General features: G+C 35.9%; 21 protein-coding genes and 2 pseudogenes. 16 read left to right on the forward strand and 7 right to left on the reverse strand.

From position 1 onward, the window contains the following. Positions 1-294: 294 nt before the first annotated feature. From GQS55_RS09995 to dld, 6 genes are all read left to right on the forward strand, one after another. Positions 295-525: a DUF904 domain-containing protein gene (locus GQS55_RS09995; RefSeq protein WP_159820222.1), complete on the forward strand. Its 231-nt coding sequence runs from the start codon at positions 295-297 to the stop codon at positions 523-525. After that, positions 525-806: a cell division protein ZapA gene (locus GQS55_RS10000; protein ID WP_159820224.1), complete on the forward strand. Its 282-nt coding sequence runs from the start codon at positions 525-527 to the stop codon at positions 804-806. The genes GQS55_RS09995 and GQS55_RS10000 overlap by 1 nt, the downstream gene beginning before the upstream one ends. Positions 807-967: 161 nt before the next feature. Further along, entirely contained in the window at positions 968-1,687 is a 720-nt protein-coding gene (gene minC, locus GQS55_RS10005) for a septum site-determining protein MinC (protein ID WP_159820226.1), read from the forward strand. Positions 1,688-1,713: 26 nt separating this feature from the next. Beyond that, a complete protein-coding gene (gene minD / locus GQS55_RS10010) occupies positions 1,714-2,523 on the forward strand; it encodes a septum site-determining protein MinD (protein WP_159820228.1) in 810 nt (269 codons plus the stop codon). A 1-nt stretch (position 2,524) separates the two neighbouring features. Beyond that, positions 2,525-2,806 (forward strand): cell division topological specificity factor MinE, encoded by a 282-nt coding sequence (gene minE, locus GQS55_RS10015; protein ID WP_159820230.1) that lies wholly within the window; start codon positions 2,525-2,527, stop codon positions 2,804-2,806. A gap of 332 nt (positions 2,807-3,138) precedes the next feature. Then, on the forward strand, positions 3,139-4,908 hold the full coding sequence (gene dld / locus GQS55_RS10020; RefSeq protein ID WP_159820232.1) for a D-lactate dehydrogenase: 1,770 nt from the start codon (positions 3,139-3,141) through the stop codon (positions 4,906-4,908). A 472-nt stretch (positions 4,909-5,380) separates the two neighbouring features. Here dld and GQS55_RS10025 read toward each other — a convergent pair whose 3' ends face one another. The 6 genes from GQS55_RS10025 to GQS55_RS10045 form a co-directional block, all read right to left on the reverse strand. Then, complete coding sequence (locus GQS55_RS10025) at positions 5,381-5,653, reverse strand: hypothetical protein (protein WP_159820234.1); 273 nt, start codon at positions 5,651-5,653, stop codon at positions 5,381-5,383. An 80-nt stretch (positions 5,654-5,733) separates the two neighbouring features. Next, complete coding sequence (locus tag GQS55_RS10030) at positions 5,734-6,249, reverse strand: hypothetical protein (protein WP_159820236.1); 516 nt, start codon at positions 6,247-6,249, stop codon at positions 5,734-5,736. Between the two features lie 4 nt (positions 6,250-6,253). After that, a complete protein-coding gene (locus GQS55_RS20170; protein WP_268892392.1) occupies positions 6,254-6,385 on the reverse strand; it encodes a hypothetical protein in 132 nt (43 codons plus the stop codon). Positions 6,386-6,424: 39 nt separating this feature from the next. After that, positions 6,425-6,934, reverse strand: a complete 510-nt coding sequence (locus GQS55_RS10035; RefSeq protein ID WP_159820238.1) for a hypothetical protein — start codon at positions 6,932-6,934, stop codon at positions 6,425-6,427. Between the two features lie 32 nt (positions 6,935-6,966). After that, positions 6,967-8,313 (reverse strand): hypothetical protein, encoded by a 1,347-nt coding sequence (locus GQS55_RS10040; RefSeq protein WP_159820240.1) that lies wholly within the window; start codon positions 8,311-8,313, stop codon positions 6,967-6,969. A gap of 492 nt (positions 8,314-8,805) precedes the next feature. After that, positions 8,806-9,504: a putative porin gene (locus GQS55_RS10045; RefSeq protein WP_159820242.1), complete on the reverse strand. Its 699-nt coding sequence runs from the start codon at positions 9,502-9,504 to the stop codon at positions 8,806-8,808. Between the two features lie 400 nt (positions 9,505-9,904). Here GQS55_RS10045 and GQS55_RS20015 point away from each other — a divergent pair. From GQS55_RS20015 to GQS55_RS10065, 5 genes and pseudogenes are all read left to right on the forward strand, one after another. Next, positions 9,905-10,216: pseudogene (locus GQS55_RS20015) on the forward strand (type I restriction endonuclease); the annotation flags it as partial. 36 nt (positions 10,217-10,252) lie between these two features. Beyond that, positions 10,253-11,137: pseudogene (locus GQS55_RS20020) on the forward strand (restriction endonuclease subunit S); the annotation flags it as partial. Between the two features lie 40 nt (positions 11,138-11,177). Beyond that, positions 11,178-12,533, forward strand: coding sequence for a DUF262 domain-containing protein (locus GQS55_RS10055; protein WP_159820246.1), 1,356 nt, complete (start codon positions 11,178-11,180; stop codon positions 12,531-12,533). Then, positions 12,526-14,484 (forward strand): GmrSD restriction endonuclease domain-containing protein, encoded by a 1,959-nt coding sequence (locus tag GQS55_RS10060; RefSeq protein ID WP_159820248.1) that lies wholly within the window; start codon positions 12,526-12,528, stop codon positions 14,482-14,484. The genes GQS55_RS10055 and GQS55_RS10060 overlap by 8 nt, the downstream gene beginning before the upstream one ends. Before the next feature lie 57 nt (positions 14,485-14,541). Then, the gene (locus GQS55_RS10065) at positions 14,542-15,618 is read left to right on the forward strand and encodes a zinc-ribbon domain-containing protein (protein WP_159820250.1); all 1,077 of its coding nucleotides are present in this window, start codon (positions 14,542-14,544) and stop codon (positions 15,616-15,618) included. 382 nt (positions 15,619-16,000) lie between these two features. Here GQS55_RS10065 and GQS55_RS10070 read toward each other — a convergent pair whose 3' ends face one another. Continuing rightward, positions 16,001-16,774: a hypothetical protein gene (locus tag GQS55_RS10070; protein ID WP_159820252.1), complete on the reverse strand. Its 774-nt coding sequence runs from the start codon at positions 16,772-16,774 to the stop codon at positions 16,001-16,003. Between the two features lie 349 nt (positions 16,775-17,123). Between GQS55_RS10070 and GQS55_RS10075 the strand changes: the two genes are divergently transcribed. The 5 genes from GQS55_RS10075 to GQS55_RS10095 all read left to right on the forward strand — a co-directional run bounded on the left by GQS55_RS10075 (position 17,124) and on the right by GQS55_RS10095 (position 23,049). Further along, a complete protein-coding gene (locus tag GQS55_RS10075) occupies positions 17,124-18,257 on the forward strand; it encodes a hypothetical protein (protein ID WP_159820254.1) in 1,134 nt (377 codons plus the stop codon). 307 nt (positions 18,258-18,564) lie between these two features. Then, positions 18,565-19,203 (forward strand): YagK/YfjJ domain-containing protein, encoded by a 639-nt coding sequence (locus tag GQS55_RS10080; RefSeq protein ID WP_159820256.1) that lies wholly within the window; start codon positions 18,565-18,567, stop codon positions 19,201-19,203. Between the two features lie 137 nt (positions 19,204-19,340). Beyond that, positions 19,341-20,012, forward strand: coding sequence for an inovirus Gp2 family protein (locus GQS55_RS10085; protein ID WP_159820258.1), 672 nt, complete (start codon positions 19,341-19,343; stop codon positions 20,010-20,012). A gap of 693 nt (positions 20,013-20,705) precedes the next feature. Continuing rightward, the gene (locus tag GQS55_RS10090; RefSeq protein ID WP_159820260.1) at positions 20,706-22,337 is read left to right on the forward strand and encodes a pentapeptide repeat-containing protein; all 1,632 of its coding nucleotides are present in this window, start codon (positions 20,706-20,708) and stop codon (positions 22,335-22,337) included. Positions 22,338-22,716: 379 nt separating this feature from the next. Next, the gene (locus tag GQS55_RS10095) at positions 22,717-23,049 is read left to right on the forward strand and encodes a hypothetical protein (RefSeq protein ID WP_159820262.1); all 333 of its coding nucleotides are present in this window, start codon (positions 22,717-22,719) and stop codon (positions 23,047-23,049) included. Positions 23,050-23,235 lie beyond the last annotated feature (186 nt).

A 23,235-nucleotide genomic window follows, 5' to 3' on the forward strand; every position in this document is an offset into this window, starting at 1 on the left:
TGATTAACTTTTTATGCAAAATGCTTGAACAATAGACGATATACCTATCAAAACACTTGAAATAAAGTGGCTTTCCTATCCCTCCATGTACTTAAACTTAGCAGATTAAGGAACAATAATAACTGTTCGAAATCAACGCTAAATGCTTTTTTTTTACCCGAAATTACGTGTACAAAGGTTTTATTGAAAATTGTTACAAAAATTCAGCTAATAATTGCGCTAAAGAGTAGCATTTTTCCTCACTTTAGATTAAGTTTGCGCTTTTATTTATTATACAGTTAACCAGAGCGCCTTATGTTAGAAAATACTCTCCCACAACTCGAACAACTGATTGAACAAATCATTGAAAAAAATAACCACCTAAAAAGCCAAGTGGCTGAATTAGAGCAGCAAAAATCAGTGCTGGTTGAAGAAAATGAAATGTTGCAATTGGAAGCACTTGAAGGTGAAGAAAAACAAAAGCAAACAAGTACAGTTTTAACAAACCTACTAGGTAAATTACAAAGTGTAGAAGAGCTAAGTTAATGTTAGCCGAAGACTCTAATGGACTCAGCATTGAAATTATGGGCAAGCAACATCAGTTTTCTTGCTCAGCTGAACAAGCAGAGGATTTAAAACAGGCAGTGAATAATCTCACTGCTATGTGTAATGACATTAAGCAACAAAAGTCCGCGGCTAGTAGAGAGCGAACTTTATTGGTGGCCTCAATTAATTTAAGTTATTCGCTCCTTATGGCAAATAAAGAAATTAGTCATTATCAACATGGCGAAGAGGCCTTAATTGCTAAACTAAAAAGCGCGTTGTAATACTAAATCCATTACTTTCACTTTTTCAGAGTTACCATTGTTTTTAGTTAAATAATGGTAATTTTGGCGACTTTTTGTCATGTTGCATTATACTTAGCAGCATTTATAAGGTAAATTGCATATATATACATTAAGTTGCGTTATTTAGGACCACCTTTATTATGGCTGATGCCAGTATTGAGTTTAAAGGGTCAAGTTTTACCCTATCCGTTTTACATTTGAAATCGTCTGAATTAGCTGATATTCGGGCAGATTTAACAAAAAAAGTTGCCCAAGCCCCTGACTTTTTTTATCTAGTACCCGTTGTGGTCAATATTGAACAACTCTCGTGTTCAATTGATTACCAAGCGGTAAAAAACTTAGTTGCAGAATTCAATTTTACTTTTGTTGGTTTTACTGGTGCAGTAACAAAAGAACAACGTCTTCATATTCGTGAACTGGGTTTTTCTTTTGTTAATACAGCAAAAGCAAATACCTCACCAAAACCCGCGGTAGCAAAGAAGAGCGAAGTAAAAGAAGCTACTGTAGAAGCCCCGAAAGTTGATGAACATTTATATACTGACAAAGTACACCGAGGTCAAATACGATCGGGTCAGCAAATTTATGCTAAAGATCAAAACTTAGTGATTATTGGCTCAGTATCAGCTGGTGCAGAAGTGATCGCAGATGGCAACATACATGTATATGGTTCGTTACGCGGCAGAGCAATTGCCGGTGCAAAAGGTCATCATAAAGCACAAATATATTGCCAAAACCTTGAAGCTGAATTGGTCTCAATCAATGGTAACTATTGGCTAAGCGAGTCAATGGAAGAAAATTGGGGTTCACCAGCATTTATACATTTGACGGATAGTGAATTAACGTCATCAAAGCTTATTTAATTTTAACTTAAAAGGATATTCGGTCTATGGCACGGATAATAGTAGTTACATCAGGTAAAGGCGGTGTTGGTAAAACAACATCAAGTGCTGCCATTGGTCTTGGCTTAGCGTTAAAAGGTCATAAAGTTGTCTTAATAGATTTTGATATTGGCTTACGTAATCTAGATTTAATTATGGGTTGCGAACGTCGAGTGGTATACGATTTTGTTAACGTAATTAACGGCGAAGCAACCTTAAATCAAGCACTTATTAAAGATAAACGTGTTAGCAGTTTGTCGATTTTACCTGCTTCGCAAACACGTGATAAAGATGCATTAAATAAAGAAAGTGTTGGTAAAGTATTGGAAGAGCTTGGTAAAAGCTTCGATTTTATTGTCTGTGATTCACCTGCGGGTATTGAAGCCGGTGCAATGATGGCACTTTATTATGCTGATGAAGCTATAGTAACAACAAATCCTGAAGTATCTTCAGTACGTGATTCAGATCGTATTTTAGGTATGCTTGCTAGCCGTTCGCGCAGAGCTGAGCTCGGCCTAGAGCCTATTAAAGAACATTTGTTATTAACCCGCTATTCGCCTAAACGTGTAGATGAAGGCGAAATGCTGAGTGTTGAAGATGTTAAAGATATCCTTTCAATCCCCTTATTAGGTGTTATTCCCGAGTCACAAGCAGTACTTAAAGCCTCCAATGCCGGTGAGCCAGTAATTCTTGATACTGAAAGTGATGCAGGTCAAGCTTACCAAGACGTAATTGATCGCCTGTTAGGTGAAACTGTAGAATTTAGATTTTTAGTTGCCGAGAAAAAAGGCATATTTAGTCGTATGTTTGGAGGATAACATGGCACTATTAAATTACTTTTTACGTAAAAAAGAAAAACAGGTAACCACCGCTTCTAAAGCGAAAGAGCGTCTGCAAATTATCGTTGCGCATGAGCGTAATAGTCGTAATAAACAACCAGATTACTTACCGCAGCTCACCGAAGATATTCTTCAAGTTTTGCGTAAATACATTAAAGTGTCTGACGAAACATTCTCAATCAACCTTGATAAAAAAGATGGCGATTTGAATGTGTTAGAGCTCAATATTGAATTACATGATGAGCTAAACAAAGACAATTAAATGACAAAATCGGTTGTTCTTTGACAATTGATTTATAAGCGGGTTGTTGGGTATTTGTACAAGGTAAAACTTTTGTCGTGTGGTTGTTCCACATAAAAAAATGATAACCTGTAAAAATGTCCAACAAACGCTGTCTGAAGAATCCGGCTAGACATGACTTGCATAATTAAAACGTTTTATCTTGAATACAACAGATCATGAGTCAAGTTGCTAGGTATGGAAGGCGCAACACTTAGACGAACAATTTTACCTACAATTTACTATGTTTTATTCAGTGGAATTATCGCAATGATCACCATCTACCTGTTTAACTTTAGAGGCTTTCTAACATTATGAGCAAGCAAATAAGACAAAATCATCAAAATGAAACTTTCAATTCAGCCAATGAGCAAGATAGCGTATTAAGCCCGAATGAAGTGCTAACCAAGTTAACAACAGTCTTGGGTGCAAGTAATATACAAGCGGACCCAGAAAAAAATGAGCATTACAGAATGGGTTGGCGTTCTGGTGGTGGCAGTGCGCTTGCTGTATTGTTCCCACAAACGTTACTTGATATTTGGTATTGTTTAGAAACCTGCGTGGCAGGTAACTGCATTATTATTATGCAAGCTGCTAAAACAGGGTTAACTGAAGGCTCTACACCCAATGGTAATGATTACGACAGACCCGTTGTTGTGATTAATACCTTAGCAATGGATCAACTGTATTTAATTAATAATAATGAACAAGTCATTGGTTTACCCGGTGCAACTTTACACCAGTTGCAAAACCAACTTAAATCAGTAAACAGATCACCGCACTCAGTTATAGGCTCATCTAGCTTGGGTGCTACTGTTGTCGGAGGTGTTGCTAATAATTCAGGTGGTGCGCTGGTAAAAAGAGGTCCTGCGTATACTGAACTAGCTTTATATGCACAAATAAATGAACACGGTAAACTTAGTTTAGTTAACCATTTAGAAATCGAATTAGGTAATTCACCTGAAGAAATCCTTGCTAACTTACAACAAGGAAACTTTAATAAAACCACAGCTAAAAGTGAAAAATTAGCCTCAGATAAAGAGTATATTGCAAGGGTTAGTGATGTTAACGCAAGCACACCGAGCCGTTTTAATGCCGATAAACGTAGGCTTTATGAAGCCAGTGGTTGTGCTGGTAAGCTAGCCGTATTTGCTGTTCGTTTAGATACCTATCCTAACGCTATTAAAGAAAAATCTTTCTATATAGGCAGTAATGATGTCGGTGAACTTGCCGAATTACGCAAGAAAATTTTGTCTAGTTTTGAGAATACCCCTGAAGTAGGCGAATATATGCATCGTGATATATTCGATATCTCGGCTAAATATGGCAAAGACACCTTTTTAAGTGTGCATCATTTGGGTACCGATGCTTTGCCTAAACTTTTTTCCATTAAAGGGCGTATTGACACAATACTTAATAAGGTTTCTTGGTTACCTAAACACTTTACAGACAAAGCAATGCAGTTGATAGCCAAAGCCTTTCCACAGCATTTACCTAAACGTATGCTCGAATATCGCGACAAGTACGAGCATCATTTAATTATTAAAATGAGTGATGACGGTATTCAAGAAGCAGAAACATTCTTAGAAAGCTTTTTTTCATCATCCAATACAGGTGCTTACTTTAATTGTAGTGACGATGAAGCGAGTAGGGCATATCTTCACCGTTTTGCCGCCGCAGGTGCCGCATTAAGGTATGAAGTTATTCATGAAAAAGAAGTGGGTGAAATATTAGCACTCGATATCGCTATTCCTCGTAATGAAGTTGATTGGCTTGAAAAATTACCCAGTGACATTACCCAACAACTAGAAAAAAAACTCTATTACGGGCACTTCTTCTGTTATGTTTTCCATCAAGATTACATCTTAAAAAAAGGAGCAGATGCTAAGCTTGTTAAGAAAAAGATGCTACAACTACTTAATGAAAGAGGGGCTAAATATCCTGCGGAACATAATGTAGGGCATTTGTATGACGCTGAACCCGATCTAAAGAATTTTTATCAGGCGCTTGACCCAACCAATACCTTTAACCCGGGCATTGGTAAAATGTCAAAAAACAAACGAAACTGTGCTTGTTGTTTATAAAAAAGACGCATCTACATAAGTTGTAAGTTAATTTTTAGCGCGTTAAAGTGACTGGTTTTGCTTTAAAGTAAGCCAACAATAAAATGAAATATACTTTATTTGGGCTCACCCTAAACTGTTCTAATTTGTTGAATTCGCTCTCATTAAGCGTGGAAATAATTGTGAACACTTTGAATGTTTGGATTAAACTGTTGAGCATCATATGCAATGTGATGCTCAGTCAAATAATAAGTCTCGATGGAGTGTGTTGCCTTTGCCATATAATTTCAAAAATGACTGCTTTCATTCATTATATTGTAAACAATTTAAAGCTCATCTGACTCAATTTTTTGCGCAACGTCTTTAAGTAAATAAAACAAGTCGTGCTCAAATAAAAAACTGTCGGTGAAATTTAAGCTCTGAGAAGTATAACCTCAACAGCGGTGTTTTTAGTCGCCTCCGTTTGTAAATGAAGGTGTAGGATTAAAACACATCAAGATGAGGAAACTTCGATATTGTGATTATTTAGTACATCACTGGATATCAATACTCCCCAATTCCGAACATTAGAGTATCCTGCTAAGTAATAAGACCCAGCCTTAGTTTTTGGTTTAAAAACAGAATACCCATTAAATTTCCCTCCGCTATAGATAAATTGCTCGCCACTTTCTGCAACAACTTCGCGTGAAACTAAATAGGCAGAGCCCTCAATAAAGATCTCAAGCGTCTGAGTGGATATAAGTGAGATAATGGTTCCGTCTTGCATTATAAGCGTCTCTACGTAATTTCAATGGTGTTCACTAAGCAAGGCAAGCCTGCTTTTGAGGTTAACTGATAACATAGCAATTACATACTACCAGCGCTTATTTTATCAGCAATTTTTTTCAATTTTTCGAATAAACCATGGTCAAATAGCATGGAGTCGGTGAAACAAAACTCTTGTCGTTTTTCAATTGTTTTAGAAATATAATTTTGTCGGCTTTCATTCGCTAACGCATAACCAGGTGTTCCAAACCATCGCAATGTAATTAACTTTTCACCATTAATGATCTCACTGTAAGTGAAAGCTTCTTTTTTTAATCCGCCTTCGGCTTCAGTTTTCATAAATTTCTCTTCAATAGACTTTATGAACCAAGGTAAGCCTTGTTTAGGAAATTCGATATCAGTTCCAGCAAGCCATTCTTCTGGGTTACCATTCAATGCAGGAAAAAGACTCTTACTTACCCATAACAAATAATCTTCATCTTTCAATAAATAATAATAATCTAATCCTTTACCATTAAACCTAGGTTGAGAGAACTTTAATATAATACGGCTATCATCATCGATGGTGTTTGGGTCTGTATTTGTAAATTGTTTCATTAGTTTAATCCAGTGCTATACGCTTTAACGCGCCTGATTTTTCGAGTTCACCTAATTTCTGTGGATTTTTGTCGAAGGGAAATACTTCAACAGGGCGATAAGCCACTTTATTTTTCACATTGGTATCGCGAGTCATGCCATTGCCAGTAAACATTGAGTCATCAAGTTGATTACACTAGATTTCGCCCGTTTCAATTTTTTTTGCTATGTCTTTAAATAAGTCAAACAAACCGTGCTCAAACAAAAAACTGTCGGTGAAATTTAAGCTTTTAGGTGTTCGCCCTTCTTTTCTCGAGTTGGTTGATATTTCATAACCAGCTTCGGGATTTTCTCTTGTACCTAAAAACATGGGGCGACCTATCATCAGCTTTTCACCATCAACGACTTCAGTATAATGAAAAACGTCTTTCGGTAAACCACCTTCGTGTGACAATTTAAAAAACTTGTTTTCAATGGTGCTTACTATCCACGGCAAGCCTGCTTTGGGCATTTCTAGTTGGTAAGTCAGCCATTCACTTACTTTTGTTCTTTTATTAGTGAAATAATCACAAACGGAAATAATAATATATTCGTCTTGAAGCAGAATATAAAAGGTCTGCTCAGGTTTGTCATAACGTACTATTGAGCCAACAACATCAGGGTGTTGTTTAATGGTTAACGGATCTATGGTGTTAAAGGTCTTCATGGTTACTTATTCCGTGTTTCAAAATCGTTCGTTTATAAAGCAATACGCATTAAGATGTTATTCTCTTCTAAATGCTTTAAGGTTTTAGGGTTCTTGTCCTGGCTAAAGGTTTCGACCATGCCGTGACTTACATCACCAGTAATAGGGTCGGTATTGCGGGTTAGACCATTACCTTGGAATTGAACATTCGCACCGTATTTTCCATCTATATTATTTCTTGCTTTGAAAATATCTTCATCTGCTTCGGTTAACTTCATGTCACGGGAAAATTTATTAAATTGCTGTTTATCTTTTAAGTCTATCCCGTCAGTATCGGCTATATTAACAAGTGCTTCATAGTCTTCTGAATACTGAGGTGTCATACACGCGGTAATTGCATCCGCGGGGGTGTCTTCAAGATCTTCCTTAGCAAAGTTGGTTAGGTTGTCATAAGTCGGTATAAAGGTTTTCATATCGCCTTCTGTAGCCGCTTTGTCTGCATCTATCACCAATAAGGTATAGTCTGCTGCTTCTTTATACGCTATTCCCACAGCACTGGTAATTAATTCAGGGTCTTTGTCAGCGTATTCCAGTTGGGTATAGGTTGTTGTCCAGTAGGTTGATTGCTTAGTTTTTGGGTTTACCCAACCCACAGTGCCTTCGTCTTTGGCGTGTCTACTTTCAATAATACGTACGATGTATTTTTCATCTAAACCTTGCTCAACAATATCAAGTTTATCGGCAAGGGTGTATGGCGAGGTAGGTAATGGTGCACCAGTATTACGAGCGGCAACGACAGCTTCAGTAGCAGCTTGCATTCTTGTCTGAACTTCAGCCATGGTTACTGGTGGTTTGATGACGCTTTTATTTTTACTGGCAAGTATTTGTGCAGCAGTTGGGGTGGTGTTTGCTCTAGGCTTTGGTGTAGCATTGGCCACTTCATCATTTAGCGCTTGGGCATCTATAATATTGGTATTACTGCTAGCTGCTTTTTGCTTTGCACTCTGTCCAAGTTCATAACTTGTTGGTGAGCTATACACTGATTTTTGCTCATCAAGCGGAAATATTAATAAGTTACCCGCTTCAAGTTCTTTGGCGATATAAGGGATAAATGCCCGTTCATCATTATGCACAGCATAAACGCTTTCACCTTTGATATAACTGTAAAGGTGACTGATAATATTCTGTTCATTTTTCCATTTATGTAAATTATTTAAAAATTGCTCTCCGTAAGTACTACTTACCCTAAATTCCATTTTTGATGGCTTTAATAAAAGATCATTAGGCTTGTCAGTGGGTTTACAGGCTAGGTAGCGGTATGAAAAATTGCAAATAAGGTAATGACCCTTACTAAAAATACTTTGGCGTCCCACGTTAGGGTATGAAAATTCCGTATTCACTTTAGTTTCCGTTTAGTTTAAATAATACATCTTCAATAATAAATTTAAAGACTTACTAGCCATTTAGGTTTTCCTGACCATAGTCTTTAACTTACTATCATTGGTACAAATATTACGCTTCTACATTAATAATTAGTTATTCTACATTAAAATGAAAAAATTAAGTTTTTATACTTTGTAACTAGTTGTTTATATATTAATTATGCGATTAATCTACGCATATTAGTTATATATTTACGGCTTTAATCGCCAATGACTGCGACCAAAACCATTAAACTATTGCCGATTTGTGGGGTTAAAATAAGATCAATGAAGTTATTAGGATAAAGCTTAACATTGTGAACAGTTACGGCACTCATTTTTGGTAATGAAACCAACTAAAATGATTGGGAGTGATGTATGGTAATACGAATAATTAAATGTGAATGATTTTAAGTGATAACAATAAAAATGGGAGACAGATGCCTCCCATCTCATTTAATAGTATTTAGCTTAAAAACGACCTGTTAAACCTAATAGAAATCCATCATCACTATCTTCTAATGAGACATATTCAAGACGTAATGAAACAGCTGGAGTAAAAAAGTGTTGAGCACGTATTGTACCGTTAATACCTTCTTCAGTAGAAAGACTTAAACCTACACTTGATTGTGGTGTCCAAAAGTAATCCGCTGCTGAAATAAAGTCGTTATCAAAGTTCAAGTAAGAAACTTCAAAGTTAACAAATCTACCTTCACTTAATACAGCAATGTATTTAGTATTTAAGGCTAAAGAATCAGAAAAATCTTCATCATTAGCTGATACTGAAACCATCCAGTTTTTAGCAAAGAAATAACCAACCTCACCAACAACTGTGGTGTCGCTACTTCCGCCATCAACATCTGTAAAAGCAACATCTAAACCAACAAAAAGATCGTTGTTGTAATAATCGCCACCTAATACTAATTGGTATGCATCGCTATCAAAGTTCGTGTAGCTTAAGCTAGCGCTGGTATTTCTACCCATAAATGCCGCTTCTGACCAAGCTGTATTATTTGTTGTAACGTTGTTAAGGTAATATGTGCCTTCAAGTTTAACTGTGTCAAAACTATCAACACTGAAGTAATCTACATCGATTTGAGTGTTGTAGTTATTCGCGAGAGTCGCTGAAGAAAGTAAAGATAAACCTAAGATTGCTGCATATGTTTTCATTATATAAATCCTTTATATATTATTTTATGTTTATTCCCGAGATGAAGAGTCGGGATTGAATGGATAATTATTACAATCTACTAGTAAAACATGCCTTACTAGTAGTGTCGGAAATCCATTTCGCGCGCACTATACTGGGTCACATAAAAGAAGACAAGTTATTTTAGTTCTTCATGTAAGCAGTATTCACTCAAAAAAAAACACTCTCTTACAAGTCGGTTATAACGATAAATAGCATTTTATCAATGGTTAAGTGTATTAAATAACAATATAATAACAATAAATAATGATATTGTTATTATCTAAATTTTAAATAATAATCACCCTTATATGTTCTGTTTAAATATTAGGACGATTATCGTTATTTGTTAAACAATAGGATGTTGAACAGGCTCATAATATGGACAAAAAGAAACTCACTGAAACAGACATCATCACTAAATTCATCATGCCAAGCATCAAAAATGCTGGCTGGGATGATATGACTCAAATTCGTCAAGAAGTTAAATTACGTGATGGTAAAGTCATTGTGCGCGGCCAAGTTGGTATGCGTAAAACCGTCAAGTCTGCAGATATAGTTTTGTATCATAAGCCAAGTATACCATTGGCAGTTATTGAAGCCAAAGCCAATAAGCATGAAGTAGGTAAGGGCATACAACAAGGCTTAGACTATGCCCGTTTATTAGAAGTGCCGTTTATCTTTGCCTCTAATAGTGCAAATACAGTAAGCGCTGAACCTTTTAAAACAGATAGCTTTCAACAAAACTGGCAACGCATCAGCGAGCACTTTGACCTGTTATTCACTACCGAAGACAGCATAGAGCAACTAAAACAAACCATCCTACAACTCGCAGTGATGGGAAAACTCGTCCAACAAAACCCAAACGACGAACCCGCCAGCGTATTGCTTGAAAAAATCGCCGAAGAAAAAGCCCAACTGATTGTTGATAAGAAAATCAAAAAACAAAAGCCACTACCAGCAATCACAGACGAAGAAAAACCGTTTGAACTATCAAGTGGGTGGGAGTGGTCAAGGATCTCTGAGATACTTCAAGGAGATACTCAAAATGGTTTATCTAAAAAAGCCAATGAAAACAAACATGGAATACCACTTTTACGGATTAGCGCTGCTACAACAGGGAGTAATTTTGTTATCAATCATGATGCTTATAAACTCACAACAGATATAACAGAAGCTCAAATAAATACTTACTCACTAAAACAAAATGATCTACTTGCTGTACGATTCAACGGGAATAAAGAATTTGTTGGACGTGTTGCTGCTTATCTTTGCGAAGATAAACAGCTAACGGTATATCCAGATAAACTGATACGGATGAGATTTTTTAATCAGTGGTCCAATTCACTTTTGTTAAGATATTTTATTAATTCACAAAAAATTAGAGATATAGTTGAAAATTACTGCTCTACAACTGTTGGTAACTGGGGGATAAGCGCTAAAAACCTTAAAACGGTACCTATTCCTATACCACCACTAGCCGAACAACACCGCATCGTCGCTAAAGTCGATAAACTGTTGGAAATTTGCAACCAACTGAAAGCCCGCTTAACAGACGCCCAAGCCACCCAACTTCACCTAGCCGATGCTGTGGTTGAAAACGCACTGCAATAATACGAGTTTAATTAAAACGGACGAACAATAGGTCGCAACAATGGCAATAATCACTAAAGACATTATTACGGTAAAGCAGTTACTTGAGTTACCGTTAATGATACCTCCTTATCAGCGGCCGTATAAATGGCAAGCGCATAATGTGAATCAACTAATTGAAGATGTGATGCTACACCGTAATAAAAGCCGTTATCGCTTAGGGACGGTTGTCTTACATCAAGAAAAGTTGCATGAAGAGTCATCGGTTGTAGGAGAGGCGGATAAACTATCTATTGTTGACGGGCAACAGCGCTTGTTAACCTTAGCGCTGTTATATTCGCTATTAGATAAAAACAGCATGATAACACCTGCAATATTTAGCCATGCGTTTCAATCAAACATCACCATTACTAATTTAAAACACAATGCCGCGGTGATTAATAGCCGATTGAATCAGTTGAGTGAGTCAGTAAGAGAAGAGCTGGTTGATTTTATACTGCACAAGTGTGAAGTGATTTCGATACGTCTTGATGATTTAAGTGAAGCCTTTCAGTTTTTTGATTCACAAAATGCCCGTGGTAAAGAGCTAGCCCCTTATGATTTGCTTAAAGCGTTTCATTTACGTGAAATGGAAAATAATACTCAAGCCGAACGCATTGAGTGTGTCGCTAATTGGGAGAAAGAAGTTAGCCCCGATAAAAACGTGGCTGTGAATTTGGAAACCATTATGAGCGACTATTTGTTTAGGGTGCGTCGCTGGTGTAAAGGCTTGTCGGGAGCGTATTTTAGCCGTCATACTATTGCTGAATTTAAAGGTGTTAATTTAACCTCTACTCCTTATCCTTTTACTATGCCCTTTAGAGCGATTGATTATATGGTAGGGCAGTATAATGAAGACAAAGTAAGGGCATGGGATATGAAAAATATGCATTATCCCTTTCAAATTGACCAAACTATGATTAATGGTAAGCGCTTTTTTGAGTATATTCATTACTACATAAACGTCTACCAAACACTGTTTTTACAAGGCACTGAAGCTCTTCATCATCTTATTACTACGATTGAGGGTTACGAAGGAAAAAGTCGGGTAGGTGATCATTATGTTAAAAATTTATTCTATTGCTCTGTTTTACATTATTACGACAAATTCGGTGATGTTGAGTTAGAAAACGCGGCAAAGTTGTGTTTTGTGTGGAGTTATCAAATTCGTTTAAAACAACACCGTGTACCAATTGAGTCGATTGATAATCATGCCATGAGTCATGGCAGTATTTTTTCAGTGATTAGTAATGCGCTACATCCACATGAAGTATTAACTATGGTGGTTAAACCCATGAAAACCTCTGATATTAAAGGCACCAAAATAGACGGTTTGGCGAGTAAGTTTAAGTTATTGGGGTACCTTAGTAATGATTAATGCAGTGAACGAGACTCATCAAGTTAACTCTTCTTCGAAACCCTCTGCGAAAGTATCAGATAATAAGGAAGTGACCGAACTTTCAATCACTAATTTATTTAGTGAAGGTGAATATGTTATTCCTATTTATCAACGTAACTATGCGTGGGGTGAGCCCGAAGTTGAGCAGTTATTACAAGATATTTTAGATGTTGCAGACCAAGCTGGCGTGCAAGCTAAATCATATTACATTGGTAGTTTGGTTGCCTATAAACGTAAAAATGGTAACTATGAAACCATAGATGGGCAACAGCGCCATACCACGCTAAGTATTATTATTTCAGCGTTGCGCAATGAGTTTGGTTTAGCGGTTAATAATATAACACGCTCTAACTTAGGCTTTGATAGCCGCCCTAAATCAGATGAAACCCTACGTTCAATGTTTCATGGCAGTGACTTAGACATTGAAGAGAAATCAATGCGTGTGGCTTACCAAGTTGTTAAGCGTTTTTTTAGTAACGAAAAAGCGAAAGTGACGTTATTTGCGGAGTATTTATTAACGCACGTTAAAATATTACGCGTGATTGTTCCCCACGATACCGATCTGAATCATTACTTTGAAATTATGAACAATCGCGGTGAACAGCTTGAAAAACATGAGGTATTAAAAGCGCGCTTGATGGATGCGTTAGATCATGAAACAGAGCGAGAGGCGTTTGCTAAAACATGGGATGCTTGTGCTGATTTGCACCGTTATGTGCAACTGTCGTTTGATACCAAATCGCGTAATACGTTATTTTCTAATCAATGGAATAAAAGCCCCGAGGGTTTTGAAAGCCTGAATAATGTATTTGGGCAAACGCAAAGCCAAGATAACGCGGTTACTTTTGAGCAAATAATCAATGCACCACAATATCGTAATACAACTGATACCGTGGTAAATGAAGGTGATGGAACATTTAATTCGGTTATTAATTTTTCTAACTTTTTACTTCATGTATTACGTATTACTACGCAAAAAGATGTGCCGCTAGATGATAAGCGATTATTAGACACTTTCGCCTTATATAATCCTGCGCCTAAAGACTTTGTTGTGGCGCTGTTAAAAACTCGGTTATTGTTTGATAGATATATATTAAAGCGTGAAAATGACGAAGATTGGAGTTTAAAAACACTTAAAAAATACACCAATGAGCAAGTGACTTTTAGCTATGTGAATAGTTTTGATAATGATGCGCACAATAAACAACTGATTATGTTGTTATCTATGTTCCATGTGTCGTTTCCAACCTTGGTATATAAGCATTGGTTGAATGCTTCATTGCATTATTTATATCAAAATACCGATGACCATTTACGTGTAGATAGTGCCGATTATCTCAACTTTTTAGAAGAGCTGAGTGATAGCTTCTTCTTCGGTCGTTTTGGTCAAGTTGCGGAAGATGCTGAGCCACTTGATTACTTTGATTTAACCTATAAAAAACCTACGCTTCCTATTGTTTTAGATAAGTCATATTTACAGCAAGGTACGGGAGTACAAAACTTTATATTCAATCGTCTTGATTACCTGCTTTGGAAAAATTTAATATCAAAGGCATTTACTAAGCAAGAAGGCGGGGCAGATATTGATTACATTACTAAGCGCTTAAAAGGTTTTAGTTTTACATTCCGCACATCGGTTGAACATTACTTTCCACAAAACCCTTTAGGTAGTGAGCCTATGGTTACATCTGGCGTTTTACCTAACGGTGTAGATTCGTTCGGTAACTTATGTTTAATTAGCCGTTCAGATAATTCTAAACTTAGTAACTACCTCCCTACCGCCAAGAAAGAGCATTACGAAAAAGCGACCACAATCGAAAGCCTTAAACAGGTATTTATGATGAGTTACCCTGATTGGACGACTTCAACACAAGGCATTAAAAATATAAAGTCACATGAAGATATGATGATTAAAATTTTACAAGGCTAACAAGTAACAGTATTTATTTTGTATAAGTAAAATAAATAGTTAAAGGATTATTAAGAAATGACACATACAAAGGTTACCTGTTCAGGTTGCGATAAAGTTTACAATATACCGAATGCTAAAATACCTGCTAAAGGTGGTAAAAGTAAATGTACTCGCTGTAAAGGTGTTGTAGTTATTCCTCCACCGGCGGCGGTTACACCAAAGGCTGCTAAACTAAAAAAAGTGGCTATAACACCTAGTCAACTTGATAAAGGTATTAAAGTTACCGAAAATAAAATAGTTACTGTAAGTAATATAACTGAGCCGAAAACTGCCCCCCTTAAGGTGACAGAGCCGATCACAAAAGCACCAAGTACTAACAGACAAATTGCAGAAGAAAAACTTAAAACATCGAAAGCGGTAGTTTCTAAAAAAAGTGATAAAGCTAAGCAAATTGCAATTACTGAGTTGAATAAATTAGATAAGCCGCAAAGAAGTGCACTGTTAATAGTTGTTAGCATTATTTTGTTTTTTATTAGCGCTAAAATATTTAAAGATGTAACCGGCCTAGGCTGGATATTCGGGCGATTAATTAGCATATTTATTTTGGCTTTTTTTATTTTTATGGGAATAGGGATAGTGAAAAGGATCAAAAATAAGATTGTGATATTTGATGATACGAAAGATGTTTTATCATCATTCTTAGTACCTATTTCTTTAATTGCGGTATATGTAGGGTTTTTAATTGTTGTTTCGATGGTGATAGGTAGTGAACTTTTTGATACGGCTATTGTAAATGGGGTATGGTACCTGTCATGTATTGTTGTTCCTGCATATTTTTTATATTTAACTATAGCCACTGCTATATTTCATAATAGTAAGGTAGGGCGAGTCGAATTAACCTCTGCAATTTGTGCGAAGATAGGGTTAGGTGTACTTTACCCTTTAGTAATAATTCATGAATTATTAACCATAGGTAAAAAGACAAAACAAAATCCTGATGGAACAATAACAATCGTAGAAAAAAGCCCTATGTTTTTAATTATATTTTCGCTGATAGGCGGAGGTCTCATAACTAAGTTGATTAATGGTCAAGCTGTTTATGAGTTAAATGCACAAGGTTCAAAAACAATTGAAAATAACGGTGACCAATAAATATAATGTTTACATTAAAGTGTATTGTTAGCCAATTCTGAATTGCTATTGAGTATGGTATTAGCCAGACACAAAAAAGCCACTTCAACAGTTATTTAAACTATTATTAAGTGGCTGATTTTATTTTCTTAATTTGGTCGGAGTAGCAAGATTCGAACTATTGAGTATGAAATATAAAAAACAAGGAGTATGCTTTGGTGTAGGTGGTAGTGTTACTTCCGGTGTTACATAAAGTTAAAGTCATAACAGGTTACACGATCAAAGCATAACCTAGTATTAAAAAAGTTTTCAATGGTACTACTTTAGCTGAGTTAGATTCATCTATCTACAGGTTTAGCTAGGTGAACAAGATGGGCATCAGATATACAGGAATTAATTTAGCTCAGTTAGTTAGTGTAGGATTAACTAGTTCTAACAATGCCTTACTTTTTTCTTTATACTTTTCTTTAGCTATAGCCTTTTCCTGTTTTGATAAGGGTCTATTAGAATTCTCGCTACTTTCATCCCTTGCGATAAAGTCACACAAGGTATGCAAATGGCCTAGGGCTTTTTTTTCCAGCTCCTTTAATAGTTTTTGTGTTTGCTCTAGTTCAGATTTAACCTTTTCGTGCTCAGCCCTGCTTACAAAGGAATTAGGTAGAGCGTATTCTATATTAACTTTGGGGACCACTGTTGCTTTTGTTTGATCTGCTTTGAGCTCTTTAGCAGCTTTTTTCTCTACTAAGAGTTTAGCATTAGCCTCTTTCTCATAGTTATATCCTCGTTCAATCAGTAACTCAATAGTTTCGCTGATCCCTAAGTTCTTTTGATCGGCTAATTTTGTCAGATGATTTGATGAGCTATTGTAGATTGTATAGATGTGTTTAGATTTTCCACTTTTAATAACTTTCTTAATATGTTTTTTTTGTCTAAACGTACCTTTCATTATATTTATGAAATCCTTCGCTTGAAAGAACCCTAATTCCTCATTTGGGCTATTCAAGTACCCTAAACGTTCAAGGGTATTGACCAAGGTTCCCTTCAGGTTATCATGCCGAGAACATTCATGTGTTTCAATAATTCGAATTCCTTTATCAACTAAATAGGTTAAAACTTCCCCACATTGTTCCTCGGAAAACTTTTCTAACCAATCGCTTCTACTGAACACTTTTACCACAATAAGACTCCTTATATTTTATATTACATTACACTATTAATTTAATTGTTACTAGCGATATTAGAAGTGACATTAGGGTGACATTAGCGTGATATTAGGAGTGACATTAGCGTGACATTAGCGTGATATTAGGAGTGACATTAGTGTGACATTAGATGTGATGTTGCAGTGTTATTATAATAAATATTATCGATGATATTTTAATAATGTCATTATAATATTTACATTTATACCAGGGGGTATTTATGTTATAAATATACATCTTACCCTAAGAACCTACCTCAATATGTATCTAAAATACTTAAGGAACTCTAAAGATAATTTTCATACAAATACTAAGTATCTACTTTTGAAAATTATACAGAATTTTGGAAAAAATATTATCATAGATAAGAAGACTGCTGAGTTATCAAAACTGTTTGGTATGTCACCTCGTACAGTTTCGAATGGACTACATGATTTAGTCCATTATAAGTACCTAAATAAAGTCGTAAGACCAAATGGTGCTGGGCGACCAATTAATAGATATAACGATACACCTAAGCTAATAAAATATTTATCAGAGCTCAGTAATGAATCAACAGATACCCATAAAAAAATTATTGATGGATTATTAAAGGATAAAGACGCTCATCCATTGAAAATACCTCAAAGGTTATTACTAGCGGTCATGCTTAGTTGGTCGGATAAAGGTGGTGTCGTACGTGATCTCGGAATATCTGATTTATCTTCATTGACAGGTTTGAGTAAAGACAGTGTAAAATCCCAGCTAAAAACCTTAGTTTCTAGCAAATATATAATATCCTATATTCCAGGGGTCACTGGAAAGTTTTTAATAGGAACAGCAAAGTCTGTTTATCAAATGAGCTTACATCATGATAGTTATGCCATTGATGAAAATCCAAGCAAAGTAATTATTGTTCCTTCTCATGAGAATATTAACAGCATAACAGCCTCTTCTATTTATCAGTTAGCTGGAACCTTTATCAAAAAAAACTCTCCTGAGATGGGTAAATTACAATATAAAATACTTGAAGATTTAACCAAAGGTAATAACCTGTTTAATAAATTTGAATTATTTTTTGAATTTTTCAATATAATTGAAATGCGAGAGGTTATTGAATACTTTCAGCAAAGCTTAGATCAATATGTTTCTTCATTATTGACTTATCATTGGGAAGAGTTATTAAGTATCGCCCCTAAATACTTCGATACATTGAAGGAGCAGATAGAGAAAGAAACTTTACCCATGAAGCTAATTAAAGGTAATGAAAAAGACTTTCCATCTACAGAACAAAGAGAATTATTATTTAAATTCGTATATGACATTGTTGTATATATTGCTAAAGATATTGTTAATATGCTGAACTATGATAGCGATCTCCATGATACTTCTGCAGCTTACAACATTCTCCCTAATATTGATAAGTTTGGTAAACGTAACGATCTCTTAATCTATGTTGCAAAAACTAATAGCCTTTAGCCATATTGAATTAGCAGAATATGTTTTGCTGAATACATGATAGCTATTCCAGGGGAGTTACTTAAGAGCGCATAGCTATACTATCAAACAGTTAGTGCTATGATCGCGGTCAGTTGTAGTATTACATACTTAATACTGTTCTTATTTACTACTTCAATAACCATACTACTAACACTAATAAACCAATGTAGTGTTATATCAACTAAATAATACTTTGTACTGAGAGTTGCAATAAGCAACGGATCAGTAGTTATTAATTACATGCCAGTTTCACTTATATGAACTTAACAATCATAGAGTGATAACAATGAAGACACGTCTAACAACTAATAGAAACTTAACGCTTTACACAAACCATACTTACAAAGGAATGCCAGTACTAGGTATTCATGGTGGTATGGTAGAAGAATATCTAGCTAAGCTACATCAGACTATCGAGCTTGCATTACAACAACATTCAAAAGTATTTGCTATACGTATTAATTTGAATTTCCCAGTAGGTACTCCACCGGAAGTTGTTGAGGGTGCTATCAAGCGGTTTAACGAAGCCTTAAAGTACCAATTAACAGCTATTAGTAAAATACCAAACTCATCTGGCAGGTTACCTCATAAACTAAGTTATCGTGTTGTATGGGCTCGTGAGAGGGTAGAGAGTGATTTACCACATTACCACCTATTAATAATAACAAACGGAAATGCTATTCAGTCGGTAGGTCAATATGAAATGGGTTCAGGGAGTATATACGACTGTATTATATGGTCGTGGAATTCCGCTATTTATTTACCTAATGAAACGTCATACGTTAACTTTTCTAGAAGCGGTGAGTTTATAATTAAACGTGGACAGTCTTACGACGATTTATTTGAAGCTGGTAGTTACCTATGTAAAGTTTATTCAAAAGAGTTCTCTGCATATGGCAATAGCTTTGGTTGTAGTCGTAATTAAACGTTAATGGTCTAGCTGTCAGTCTGAATGGCCGCTGGGCTAACTATCTTTAAGCTAAATTAGCAGGCATTGGCTTCGATCGTGTTAATAAAAACAGAGTTGGTTAACTTTATGAAATTAAATATAAAGGAGTTAACATGTATAAACAATTATTAGAAAGAAACTTGAACGTATACTTTGGTGATCAGTATATGGGTATCCCACTTCAATTAGGTGAGGAATATCACATAGAAGAGTACTTAGTGGGCACGTACAACACGATATTTGAGGCTTTAAACGAATACCCTAATACTTGCGTGGTTCGGGTTGATTTAAGGCTACCTATGCATTACAGGTCGTCTAACGATTATGTAATACGGCGATTCTTTGAATTTTTACAAGAGCTGCTTAACACTGATTTACAAGAACGAAAGGAGGCAGGCCAACAGGTCGCATCTTGTAATATCAGATATGTGGCAGCACGGGACAGAAACAAATTTAATACTGAACAGTACCATGTTTTACTCATGTTTAACCTCGATGTTTATAATTGTATTGGAGCGTATAGAGAAAACGTTGGGGGTAATATGGCCGAAAGAATTCGAATGGCCTGGGCTGAAGCGTTATCTAATGAGGTGGAATACATAGCCAGAGCTAATTTAGTAAACGTACCTAAAAACCCCGTTTTGTACATTAATTATGTAAAGGGTAATTCATTTACATTTGAGTATGAACTTAAAGAAATATTCAAAAGGTTTAGCTATTTTACAACGATTAAAGATAAAAGCTTTAACCAAGGCTACACCCCATTTCTTTGTAGCGCTAAATGACGCTGCAGTTAAAGATTCTCCTGAATCGATAGTCCATCAATTAAGCATGATATAGCCCTCGGTTTACACCGAGGGCTTTGTATCACGACATCGACCAACATTAAGGTTTAAGAAGCTTAACTTAGTGAAATCAATGCCTGTGTAAGCAGGTACATCTCGATGATATATTCCTAGTACAATAGCTCTGAAGTGGCTTTAAGGGCGTTTTGAAAGATAATATATACCAGACTTCTTGTTGAGTAGATTGGATATTTACTATCGTAAGTATTAGGTGGTTCATACCCAAGTACTGTAAATTAGTTAGAGTGACCTGATATCTACTTGATATTTATTATTGTAGGTATAATATTGCATTATCGAAAATAACTATAGCAGATTCATGAGATTAGCTTTCACCTTACTTATCCTAATAGCAACGTTTGTAACGGCTTTTGTTAAAGCTGAGACATTAAAAGTAGCATCATGGAACATTGCTTGGCTTGGCTTGGCTTACACAAGTTCAACAAACGTTCTCCTAGCGATTACCAAGAGCTTGCCAGGTATGCGAAACAATTAGACGCTGATGTTGTGGCATTACAATAAGTTGAAAACGGAGAATGGGCTCGTAAAGTATTAGGTGACGAGTATGGTTATTATTTCACTACTACTAATTGGGTTCAGCGTATTGGTGTGACTGTTAATGAAAGGTGATGAATGAGAAAGGAATCCAAGGTTAATAAAAAATTATGTAAACACAAGCACATTCTAGGAGGTGGCTGTAAAAGGTTATCCATCTCAACAGGAGGCGAGTTTTGTATTTTTCATACGCCTCAAGACAATGCTTCTAGAGTAAGTGATGATGCTTTCTTTCGTGGGCTATACCGTCTAATCAAAAAAGGTGATACTGACTGGCGTGGCTTCGTTTATCCGTCAGTTATCAAGTTTGAAAAGCTGATCATCCCTATTAGTCTTAATACATCGTATGGAGAGTTTGGTGAAGTAACTTTGAAGCAATGTGAATTTGAACATCTAGTTAATATATCAAATTCTGAGTTTAGCGGTGATGTCACCTGTTCTGGCTCTAAATTCAAGGAGTCGTTGAACTTTCAAAGCTCTACTTTTTCTAAAGCTTGCCACTTGACATCTTTACATGTTGAGATTGGGCTTCAGGCTAACACTTGCCATTTTAAAGGAGATTTTTTGTTGTCAGGTGCTTTGAAGGGGAATTGTAATTTAAGCCATGGAGTATTCGAAAAGCAAGCACGATTTACTCAGTATAAAAATATATCCATTAGTGTACTTACTTCTAGCATGGGAATGTCATCTTCTATAATTGAAGTTGTTACTTTAAGTGATGGTAATGAATCGGTTTTACAATTGTTTTGGTTGAACCTAATGAAACGATACAGAACATATAAAGCCCTAGCTATTAAGAAGATGATACAAGCAAGTGTAAAAATTAAAAAGCTTTATGTCGATACTAAATCTAAATCATCTAACAAGTACAAGTCATTCCGTTCAATGTTTCCTCACAAGCGAGAAGGTGTTGAAAAGCACGCTTTGTTTCTAGGTGAAGCACATCTGCAAAATATTACTTTTAACGAACCAAGTCGTGTTCTTTTCAAAGGGGTGGACTTGACCAAGGCGTTATTTGGTGGAACAGACTTAAGGGATGTTACCTTTATTGGTAATGTTTGGTTTAATCGAATATTAAAACGGAATGGACTCAAAGAAGAAATTAGATACAGAAATACTAAGAATTACTATGACAAACGGGAGCAACTACCTGCTTTAGAAAACACTTATAGAAACATTCGGTTTGCAATGGAAGCTTCCAAAGATTTTGCTAGTGCTAATGACTTCTTTATTGGTGAGATGGAGGCGAAACGAAGACAGTTACCGTTTTATAAGCGACACCTGTTCAGTGTGGATGCAGTATATAATATGGTAAGTAAATATGGCACAAGTCCCATGCGTTGCATCCTGTGTTTTATCGTCCTTGCAATGATTCATAGTACTCTAATCTCTTCTCAAATTAACATTTCGACGGTTGACAGTTGGGCAGCATTAAAGCAGGTGTCTATTGCTTTTGTTGGAGAGGTTAGCTTGGATGAGTTCGTTGCTTTTCTTGGTGCATCGCATGATGTTCTGCTGGGATATCTGAACATCGATTCTTTAGTGTATTCATTACAAACGATGACATTGCAGAGAGATAAGCTTGATATAATTCCTCAAAGTGCAGATAAGACAGTTGTCAGCTTTATCAATATTGTTTACTCAATTATAGGTCCTGTTCTTGCCGGTATGTTTGCGTTGACGGTTAGAACTCGAATTAAAAGAAATTAGTTTGACATAGTGGTATTTTTTGTGGCCCATTTGATGTTATTTCATAGCAAACATTATTTGATAGATATATTAGCAATAGGTTATACATTTATGTGACAGCCTTCAACATATTGGATTAATGAAAAGGTGTCTTGTTATTATGATATTACTCATTAATGTTTACTCTTTGTAGTTGTAGTTGTAGTTGTCGTAGTTCAGTCATTCCATTCCCTCACTACTCCGTTTATTAGCTTTGCCCCCCAAACCCCCCATTTAGTAGGATTCATATAATAGGTAAAACAATACAAAAAAAAGATATTAATAAGAAAAGAGGGCCATCAAAGCCCTCTGTTATAATTAGATCACCAGTTCATCAAAATCTGAATCTAAATCAGCTTGTGTGAAGCTTAGTAACCAAGTTCAACCTTTGGAAGCCTGGATAGACGCACGAGCGACTGAAGGCATCCCATTTATTGTGCTAGGTGACTTTAATCGTAGATTCAACCGTGACATTGAACTTGGCTATTCAGAATACGCTGGTTTGTGGCAAGCGATTGATGACGAAGGGGCAGAAGATATGTGGGCTCCAACTACTACGGCTGAGTCCAAATATTGGGGGGGTATTACAAAGACTTTATTTACCACATTGTATTTGATCCTAGAGCCAAACAGCATTATGTTAATGATTCATTTCGCCAGCTTGTCTTTGACCAGAAGTATAGCCGCGAGGTAAGTAACTCACTAGATGATCATTGTCCAATTTCAGTCCAGATAAGGCTTTAAATATTATGTTCACTTAATAGTCAAATCTCCTAAGCTTTGATAAGTTGATAGCTTGAAGAAAGACAAATAGGCTATAGTATTCAAATAGAAAAAAAAATGAGCGTGATTGATATAGAATCATTGATTGTCAATTGCA

Origin of the sequence: Colwellia sp. 20A7 (assembly GCF_009832865.1) — a bacterium.
Lineage (GTDB): Bacteria > Pseudomonadota > Gammaproteobacteria > Enterobacterales > Alteromonadaceae > Colwellia.